Source organism: Virgisporangium aliadipatigenens, from assembly GCF_016863615.1.
Classification (GTDB): domain Bacteria; phylum Actinomycetota; class Actinomycetes; order Mycobacteriales; family Micromonosporaceae; genus Virgisporangium; species Virgisporangium aliadipatigenens.
Window position 1 is genome coordinate 87,917 of the sequence record NZ_BOPF01000039.1, and the last position, 8,929, is coordinate 96,845.

The following is an 8,929-nucleotide window of genomic DNA, read 5'->3' on the forward strand; positions in this document are numbered from 1 at the left end:
CTTACTGTCGGGTCATTTCGACGCTGTAGAGGCTGCTGCTCTGGGTCAGCTTGTCGCCGGAGCACGTGTACGTGGAGGGCTGCTCGTCGATCGACAGGGCCTCCGAGGTCGTCTGCGCGCCGTTGACGTAGTACGTGACGGTGCCGTCGACCTTCAGGTCCTTCGTCGTGAACGTGTTGTTGACCGTCGCGTACGTGAACGTGTAGCTGCCGCTGACCCGCAGTTCGACGGTCGAGCCGTTGAACGTGCCGCTGATGCGGGTGTTGGTGCCGTAGTCGACCTCGCCGGTGCCGTCGGCGCGCAGCGTCGACGTCCAGCCGCTGCCGGTCAGGTCGAACGAGCCGCTGCTGTCGACGACCTTCTGCTTGCTGGACGTGACCTTCCACGTTCCCACGAGGCATTTGTCGATCGCGGAGTTCTCCCCGCCACCGCCGCCACCAGAGGCGCGCACGACGACCACCACGACGATCCCGACCACCAGCAGCGCGGCGACGCCGGCCAGCGCGATCAGCGGACCGGCGAACGACCGCGACCGCTGCGGCGGCGGCGCCTGGAACTGCGCGCCCTGGTACCCCGGCTGCTGCTGGGGGTAGGGCGGCTGGGCCTGATACCCCTGCGGCTGCTGCGCGTATCCGGGCTGCGGGTAGCCGGGCTGGCCCTGGTAGGGCGGCGCACTCGACGGGTCGTAGCCGCCGGGCGGCGCGCTCGCCGGGAAGTTCGACGGCGAGTAGCCCGGTCCGCTGGCCGGTGAGACGACGGAGTAGCTGTCGCCCACCTGGTGGGCACCACATCGCGCGCAGTAACCGGCGGCGCTGATGTCCGTGCCGCCGCACGCCCGACACGGGTGCATGTGGCCTCCTGTGGTGATCCCCGGCTGCGCCCCCTCAGCGACCGGTTGACCTGCGACGGTAATGCACGTCGTCCATCGTGCGCACCAAACGGGGAAGCCGATAGCACCAATCCGGACAGTCCGGAACAAGTACCCTCAGTATTGAGCCAATTGCCGACAGTGATAAGGGGTGGCTACCGTGCGCTCCCCATCGATCGACGTCGAGAGTGCCGCCGGGCACACGCCCCGGCACCGGGCACCCGGCCGGCGGCGCTGGCCGACCGGCCGCCATCGTTCCCGGCGGTGGCCGGTCCTGCTTGCCGTGCCGCTCCTCGCCGTCGCCGCCGGCGTGGCCTTCTGGCAGATCGGGGAGACCGGCCGGAACGCCGCCGAGGAGCCACCGCCGGCCGGGATCGCCGAGGCGCCCGCGGGTGCCGCGCCGTGCACGTACGAGCGGTCCGAGGGCGAGGGTTCCGCCGAACTCCCGCCCGCCCGACCGCAGAAGGCCGGCCTGGTGCAGGTCACCATGCACACCACGCACGGCGAGGTGAAGCTCGAACTCGACGCCGACCGGGCGCCCTGCACCGTGAACTCGTTCGTCGCGCTCGCCGCCGACCAGTACTTCGACAGCACCCCGTGCCACCGGCTCACCACGGCGGCGATCTTCGTGGTGCAGTGCGGCGACCCCACCGCCACCGGCACGGGTGGGCCGGGTTACCGGTTCCCCGACGAGAACCTGCCGGTCGGCAACCTGCCGGCCTACCCGCGGGGCACCCTCGCCATGGCCAACGCGGGACCCGGCACCAACGGCAGCCAGTTCTTCCTCGTGTACAAGGACAGCGACATCGACCCGAACTACCCGGTCTTCGGGAAGGTCACCGCCGGCCTCGACATCCTCGACAAGATCGCGGCCAGCGGGGCACCCAACAACGACGGCCCGCCCAACCTGGAGATCATCATCGACGCGGTCGAGGTGAGCTGAGCGCCGCGTCGAGGTGAGCGCCGCTCAGACCCCGTTGTCCTCGGCCCAGCGGCGCAGCTCCGCCTCGGCCTCCTCGTGCGTCAACGGACCGCGCTCCAGGCGCAGCTCCTTCAGGTGCCGCCAGGCCTTGCCGACCAGCGGCCCCGGCGGCAGCCCGAGCAGGCGCATGATCTCGTTGCCGTCGAGGTCCGGGCGCACCCGCGCCAGGTCCTCCTCGGCCTCGATCCGCGCGATCCGCTCCTCCAGCGCGTCGTAGTCGGCCGCGAGGTTAGCCGCCTTGCGCCGGTTGCGGGTGGTCACGTCGGAACGCGTCAACTTGTGCAACCGGGACAGCAGCGGCCCCGCGTCGGTGACGTACCGGCGCACCGCCGAGTCCGTCCACTCGCCCCGGCCGTAGCCGTAGAAGCGCAGGTGCAGCGCCACCAGCCCGGTCACGTCGGAGATGACGTCCTTCGGGAACTTCATCGCCTGCATGCGCTGCTTGGTCATCCGCGCACCGACCACCTCGTGGTGGTGGAAGCTCACCCGCCCGTCCGGTCCGACCGCCTTCGTCGCCGGCTTGCCGATGTCGTGCATCAACGACGCGAAGCGCAGCGTGAAGTCGGGGCCGTCGGTCTCCAGCCCGATCGCGTTGCGCACCACGGTCAGCGTGTGCTCGTACACGTCCTTGTGCTGGGCGTGCTCGTCGATCTCCAGCTTGAGCCCGCTCAGCTCCGGCAGGAACTGGTCGGCCAGCCCCGTCTCGACCAGCAGCCGCAGCCCGAACACCGGATCCGCGCCGCACATCAGCTTCACGAACTCGTCCCGGATCCGCTCGGCGGTGATCCGGGACAGGTCGGCGGCCATGTCGACCATCGCGGCGCGCACCTCCGGCGCCACGGCGAAGCGCAGCTGCGCCGCGAAGCGCGCGGCCCGCAACATCCGCAGCGGATCGTCCGCGAACGACTCCTGCGGCGTGCCCGGCGTACGCAGCTCCCGGCGGGCCAGGTCGTCGAGCCCGCCGTACAGGTCGGTGAACGTGTGGCCCGGCACCGAGACCGCCATCGCGTTGATGGTGAAGTCGCGCCGGCGCAGGTCCTCGTCGAGCGAGGTCCCGTAGCGGACGATCGGGTTACGGCTCACCCGGTCGTAGGCCTCGGCCCGGTAGGTCGTGACCTCCAGCCGCAGGCCGTTGCGCTGCAGCCCGATCGTCCCGAACTCCTGACCCGTCGTCCAGATGGCGTCGGCCCAGCCCTTGACCAGCGCCAACGTCTGCTCGGGCCGCGCGTCGGTGCAGAAGTCCAGGTCGTCGCCGAGCCGGCCGAGGAGCGCGTCACGCACGGAACCGCCGACGAGGTGCAACTCGTGCCCGGCCGCGGCGAAGCGGCGGCCCAGCTCGTCGGCAACGGGGGAGACCCGCATCAGTTCGGCCACCGCCCGGCGCTGCGCCGTGTTCAGGGAGGTCTTGGTCTCGGACATCGGTGCGAAAGCCTATCTACACCTGCCGGTCGCCCGCGCCCGGGTTTCGGACCGGTCACGCGAACAGTGGCAATGGGCAATGGACAGATACAGTCCTCATTCGTGACCGATCCCCGCGACGGCGACACCGTTCCGATCCAGGCGCCGGCCCTGCCCCAGGCGATGGCGGAGTCGGTGGACAACGCCACGACGCTGGTGTTCACGCCGGTCACGCCGCCGCCGTCCAACGATGTCACACAGGAGATCCCGGTCGCGACGGCCGGGGCGGCGCAGCCCGAGGAGCCGCAGCCCTCGGTCGCCCGCAACAGCGCGGTGATGGCGGTCGGCAGCCTGGTCAGCCGGGCCAGCGGATTCCTGCGAACGGCGGCCATCGCGGCGGCGATCGGCGGTGCGGCGGTCGCCGACGACTACGCCCTCGCCGTGGCGCTGCCCAACATGGTCTTCGAACTCCTCGTCGGCGGCGTGCTCTCCAGCGTCATCGTGCCGGTGCTCGTGCGCACCCGGAAACAGGACGCCGACCGGGGCCAGGCGTACGCCCAGCGGCTGCTGTCGCTCGCGGTGATCGCGCTCGGGATCGCCACCGCGCTGGCCGTGGCGGCGGCGCCGGTCTTCACCTGGATCCTCACCAACCGCAACACGCCAAAGCCGGAGACCGAACTGGTCACGCACCTGGCGTACCTGATCCTGCCGGCGATCTTCTTCTACGGGATGGCCGCCCTGTTCGCGGCGATCCTCAACACGCGCGGCAGCTTCGCCGCACCGATGTGGACCCCGATCCTCAACAACATCGTCGTGATCCTCACGGCGGTGGTGTTCATCGTCGTGGACAGCACCAAGCCGACGCCGGAGTCGATCAGCACCACCCAGATCATGGTCCTCGGGCTGGGCACGATGCTCGGCATCCTGGTGCAGGCCGCGGGCCTCTACCCGGCCCTGCGCAAGGTCGGGTTCCGGTGGAAGTGGCGGTTCGACTTCCGGAAGCTGGGGCTGGGGGAGCTGGGCCGGCTGGGCGCCTGGATGCTGCTGTTCGTCGTGGTCAACCAGGTCGGGCTGTTCATCGTTCTCAAGATCGCAAAGCGCGCCGGAACGGACGACCCGAACGCGGCCAGCGTCGCGATCTTCCAGAACGCGTTCCTGATCTTCATGATGGCGCACGGAATCGTGGCCGTATCGGTGCTCACCGCACTGCTGCCGCGCCTCTCGTCGGCCGCCGCGGACGGCCGGCACGGCGACCTCATCTCCCAGATGGCCGGCGGCATCCGCCTGGTGGCCGTGGTGCTCGTCCCGATCACGGCGGCGTACCTCGTGCTCGGGCAGCCGCTGGCCGTGACGCTCTTCCAGTGGGGCAACTACGAATCGGACGAGGCGATCGCCACCGGCACGGTGATCGCCGTCGCAGGCCTCAGCCTCATCCCGTACGCGATCATGCAGATGCAGCAGTTCGCGTTCTACGCGCTGCGCGACACCCGTTCGCCGTCGCTGATCAACATCCCGGTGGTGGTGCTGCGGATCGCCTTCGACGTGGCGTTCTACGTGCTGTTCCCGGCCACTGCCGTGGCGGCCGGGCTGATGGGCGGCAGCGCGCTCTCGTTCGTCGCCGGGGCGCTGCTCAGCTTCGCGCTGCTGCGCCGGCGGTTCGGGACGCTGGGCATGCGCCGGGTCGTGACGAGCCTGCTCACGCTCTCCGCGGCCGCTGCCGTGGCCGCCGTCCCGACCTGGCTCCTGAGGTACCTCCTTGAACATCAGTTCGGTGACGGAAAACTCTCGAGTGCGACCCAACTCGTGCTCTGCGGCGTAGTACTCATCGGGGGCTACATCGGCGCAACCTTCGTCCTTCGTGTGCCGGAGGTCAGGGATCTGAGCCGGATGGTGCGTAGCCGCCTCGGGCGATAGGTCGGATCAACGCGCGCCGGGTGCAAAGGACGCGATGCAATGTCCACGGGGTAGCCGGGGCCAGGTAGGGTCGCTCCAGACTGTCGGCACAGGCACCTAGGCTTACGGGGGCACGCAGGCATGCACGGGCTCGGGTCCGGCCGGAGGGAGGACGGGTGACCCCGATCGACGAAGATCCGCAGAGTGCCGGCGCAAATCCGCAGGTACTCACGGTCGGCGCACCCGAGGTCGGTGAGGTGCTCGCAGAGCGCTACCGCCTCGAGGAGCACATCGGTAACGACTCTCTCGGCCGCCAGTTGTGGCGGGGCGCCGATGTGATCCTGCAGCGGCAGGTCACCGTCGTACTGCGCTACCCCGGTGGCGACTCCGCGGCCGAGATGCTCTCCGCCGCCGTCGCGGCGAGCCGGATCGTCCACCCGCACCTGGTCGGCGTCTACGACGCGATCGACGAGGGGGAGCGGGCGTACGTCGTTCGCGAGTGGGTGCAGGGCACCTCGCTGCGCGATGTGGTGGCCGAGTACGGGCCGCTCGAAGCGGACAAGGTGGTCGCGATCGGGCACGCCGTCGCCGACGCCGTTGCCGCGCTTCATGACACCGGCATGGCGCACGGCAACGTTCAGCCCGGCACGGTGCTCATCGGCGACGACGGGCGGGTCGTGCTCGCCGACGCGCGCGCCGACGAGTCCGCGACCGTCGAGGCCGACCTGCGCGCCATCGGTGCCGTCCTGTACTGCTCGCTCACCGGCCACTGGCCGCACGCCGAGGCCGGCGTCTCCGTCGTGCCCGACGCGGTTCGCGACGACGCGGGCACGGTCATCGCGCCGAGCCAGGCCCGCGCCGGCGTTCCCGGGCACCTCGACGAGCTCACCGTCGACCTGCTCAACGCGCACCTCAACCCGCCGTCGGCCGAGATCCTCTCCGCCGAGCTCGGCCGCCTGGACAACGCCGAGGACCAGCGCGCCCTCTTCGCCGACGAGGCGGAGATCGGGCTCGACTCGTTCGACAACACGTCCATCGCGCCCGAGGCGCCGGAGCGCGACAACCGCAGGCTCGCGGTCATCATCGCCGCCGTGCTGGCCGTCGTGGTGCTGGGCGGCGCCATCATCATCGGGACCTCCGGCGACGACGACCCCGGCACCAAGACGCCGGCCGCGGTCGGCACCGGCTCGGCCGTTCCCGGCAAGGGGCCCACCGGCGAGGCCGGGTTCCTCCCGCTCAAGGCCGACCAGCTCCGCATCGTCGACCCGCAGGGCGACGGCTCCGAGCAGGACAAGTACGAGCTGGCCGTCGACGGCAACCCCGCCACCGCGTGGAACACCGACCGGTACCAGCGCGAAGACTTCGGCGGCCTCAAGAAGGGCGTCGGCATCCTCGTCGACCTCGGCGCCGACACGTCGGTCAGCGCGGTCGACCTCGAACTGGGCAACGCCAACACCGACATCGAGCTGTACGGCGGTCCCGCCTCGGCCGGAGCGGCCGGTGACAAGTCCCAGGACTCCAACATCACCAAGACGCTCCAGCAGATCGGGCCGCCGAAGCCCGGCGCGGGAAGCCGCACGATCATGCTGGTCACCGACCCGACCAAGAAGGTCCGCTACGTGCTCGTGTGGTTCACGCGGGTGCCGAAGGAGGCCAACGGCGGCGGGTACCGGCTACTGGTCAGCGAGCTGAAGATCCGCGGCCAGGCCGCCTGACCTACGGTGCGCACGGTGGTGGTCACCGGACGGTAGGGTGCACGCCGTGGCAGCCGACGGGAGGGACGACGCCGCACTGCTGCGCGCCCACCTCGACGGCGACCAGGAGGCGTTCGGCGCACTCGTGCGCCGGCACCAGGACCGGCTCTGGGCGCTCGCCCTGCGCACGATGGGGGATCGCGAGGAGGCCGCCGACGCGCTCCAGGACGCCATGCTCTCGGCGTACCGGGCGGCGGAGCGGTTCCGGGGCGACTCGGCCGTCACGACGTGGCTGCACCGCATCGTGGTCAACGCCTGCCTCGACCGGATCCGGCGGCGGCAGGTGCGGCCCACCGTTCCGCTCGCCGAGACCGATCAGCACGCCGCACCCGCGCCGGATCGCGACACCGCCCTCGTCGTGCACGACGCGCTCCGGCAACTCCCGCCCGATCAGCGGGTCGCACTGGTGCTCGTCGACCTCCAGGGCTATTCCGTGGCCGACGCCGCGCAGGTGCTCGGCACCGCCGAGGGCACCATCAAGAGCCGGTGTGCCCGCGGGCGCGCCCGGCTCGCCGTTCTCCTCGGCCACCTACGGAACCCAACGTCGGGGCACAACGTCGGACCTGTGAAGGGGAAGGAGGGTGCCGCCCATGACTGAGCGGGTCGATCTCGACCGGCTCGCCGACTTCGTCGGTGGAGCGCTCGACGGCACCCCCGACGCCGACGCCGTGCGCGACCTCATCGCCGGCGACGCCGCGTGGGAGTCGGCGTACGCGGATCTCGTCACGGCCGACGCCGCCGTGCGCCTCGACCTGGCCGAGTACGCGGCGCAGGACACCCGCATGCCGGACGATGTCGCCGACCGTCTCGCGTCGGTGCTCCGTTCCCCCGGAAGCTCGTCGGAAAAGGCGACGGCGCGCGAGACACGCGATACGCGCCGGCCCGCGAGCCGGACTGACGCGACGCGACCGGGCGCGAGTCGGCGGCGCGCGCGGCTGTACGCGGGCCTGTCCGCGGTGACGGCGGTCGCGCTCGTCGCGTTCGGGCTGCTCGTCGGGCTGCCGCGGGTCGCGCGCGACGGCATCAAGAGCAACAGCGACACGGCCGGCGCCCCCGCGCCCGGCGGGCAGGCCGAGGCCGCGGTGGACACGCCCCAGCAGATCAGCGGGCGCGACTACCGGCGCGGCGACTTCGGCACACTCGGGAACGACGCCAACGCACCCGGCGCGGCGGCGGCGCGCAGCAGCGAGCGCGGTGGCCCCAACGCGCTGGGCGGCGCGGCCGAACAGCCCGGGTTCGCCGGATCGACGCCGCCCGAGCTGCAACGGCTCCTCACGCCGACCGCGCGCGCCGCCTGCATCCAGGCGATCCAGGCCATCCACGGGGGCATCGTGCGCCTCGTCGACTACGCGCGCTTCGAGGGGCGCCCGGCGCTCGTCGCGCTTCTCGACGGCACGCGCGACGGCGGCGCGGGTTCCTGGGTGGTCGTCGTCGGACCGGACTGCGGACAGCCCACGGGCAACGCGGACGAGCGGTACAGCGGCCCGATAGCGTGAGCTGACACACGCGGTCCGGCACATCGGGAATCGCCACTTCGTACGATGACGTTCTGGGGAACGCCGGCCGCACACCGGTGACCGTGCCTGATTCGAAGGGGTCCATCGTGGACGAGGTCCGCAATCTGATCATCGTGGGGTCCGGCCCCGCCGGCTACACCGCGGCGCTCTACGCCGCCCGGGCCAACCTCAAGCCGCTGGTGATCGCAGGTGTGACCTTCGGCGGCGCGCTCATGACCACCACCGAGGTCGAGAACTTCCCCGGCTTCCCCGACGGCATCCTCGGGCCGGAGCTGATGGAGAACATGCAGAAGCAGGCCGAGCAGTTCGGCGCCGAGCTTGTGCACGACGACGCCACCCGGGTCGAGCTCACCGGCGACATCAAGCGCGTCTGGGTCGGCGACGAGGAGTACAAGGCGCGTGCCGTCATCCTCGTGACCGGTTCGGCCTGGCGCCCGATCGGCGTGCCCGGGGAGCAGGAACTGCTCGGCCGCGGCGTCTCCTCGTGCGCCACCTGTGACGGGTTCTTCTTCCGCAA

Annotated in this window: 8 protein-coding genes; 6 read left to right on the top strand and 2 right to left on the bottom strand. The window is 71.2% G+C overall.

Translation table 11 applies throughout. The annotated features are described in order from the left end of the window. Position 1 precedes the first annotated feature (1 nt). Positions 2-775 carry a lipocalin-like domain-containing protein gene (locus tag Val02_RS48400; protein ID WP_203904234.1) on the bottom strand — a complete coding sequence of 258 codons (774 nt, stop codon included), beginning with the start codon at positions 773-775 and terminating at the stop codon, positions 2-4. Between the two features lie 253 nt (positions 776-1,028). Between Val02_RS48400 and Val02_RS47840 the strand changes: the two genes are divergently transcribed. Further along, positions 1,029-1,811, top strand: coding sequence for a peptidylprolyl isomerase (locus Val02_RS47840; protein WP_239153656.1), 783 nt, complete (start codon positions 1,029-1,031; stop codon positions 1,809-1,811). Between the two features lie 24 nt (positions 1,812-1,835). Here the strand turns inward: Val02_RS47840 and Val02_RS38415 are convergent, their stop codons facing one another. Beyond that, positions 1,836-3,269 (bottom strand): CCA tRNA nucleotidyltransferase, encoded by a 1,434-nt coding sequence (locus Val02_RS38415; RefSeq protein WP_203904235.1) that lies wholly within the window; start codon positions 3,267-3,269, stop codon positions 1,836-1,838. A gap of 102 nt (positions 3,270-3,371) precedes the next feature. On the opposite strand from Val02_RS38415, the gene murJ reads away from it, so the two are divergent. The 5 genes from murJ to Val02_RS38440 form a co-directional block, all read left to right on the top strand. After that, positions 3,372-5,162 carry a murein biosynthesis integral membrane protein MurJ gene (gene murJ, locus Val02_RS38420; protein WP_203904236.1) on the top strand — a complete coding sequence of 597 codons (1,791 nt, stop codon included), beginning with the start codon at positions 3,372-3,374 and terminating at the stop codon, positions 5,160-5,162. Positions 5,163-5,317: 155 nt separating this feature from the next. Then, positions 5,318-6,856 (top strand): protein kinase family protein, encoded by a 1,539-nt coding sequence (locus tag Val02_RS38425; RefSeq protein ID WP_203904237.1) that lies wholly within the window; start codon positions 5,318-5,320, stop codon positions 6,854-6,856. A gap of 46 nt (positions 6,857-6,902) precedes the next feature. Next, positions 6,903-7,493: an RNA polymerase sigma factor SigM gene (sigM, locus tag Val02_RS38430; RefSeq protein WP_239153657.1), complete on the top strand. Its 591-nt coding sequence runs from the start codon at positions 6,903-6,905 to the stop codon at positions 7,491-7,493. Next, the gene (locus Val02_RS38435) at positions 7,486-8,391 is read left to right on the top strand and encodes an RsmA family anti-sigma factor (RefSeq protein WP_203904239.1); all 906 of its coding nucleotides are present in this window, start codon (positions 7,486-7,488) and stop codon (positions 8,389-8,391) included. The genes sigM and Val02_RS38435 overlap by 8 nt, the downstream gene beginning before the upstream one ends. Positions 8,392-8,498: 107 nt before the next feature. Further along, positions 8,499-8,929, top strand: a 431-nt coding sequence (locus tag Val02_RS38440; RefSeq protein WP_203904240.1) for an NAD(P)/FAD-dependent oxidoreductase, incomplete at its 3' end; no start/stop codon positions are given.

Bases quoted from the DNA above. Each gene is read 5' to 3' on its own strand.
- Val02_RS38415 (WP_203904235.1), bottom strand. From the start codon at position 3,269: ATGTCCGAGACCAAGACCTCCCTGAACACGGCGCAGCGCCGGGCGGTG.
- Val02_RS38435 (WP_203904239.1), top strand. From the start codon at position 7,486: ATGACTGAGCGGGTCGATCTCGACCGGCTCGCCGACTTCGTCGGTGGA.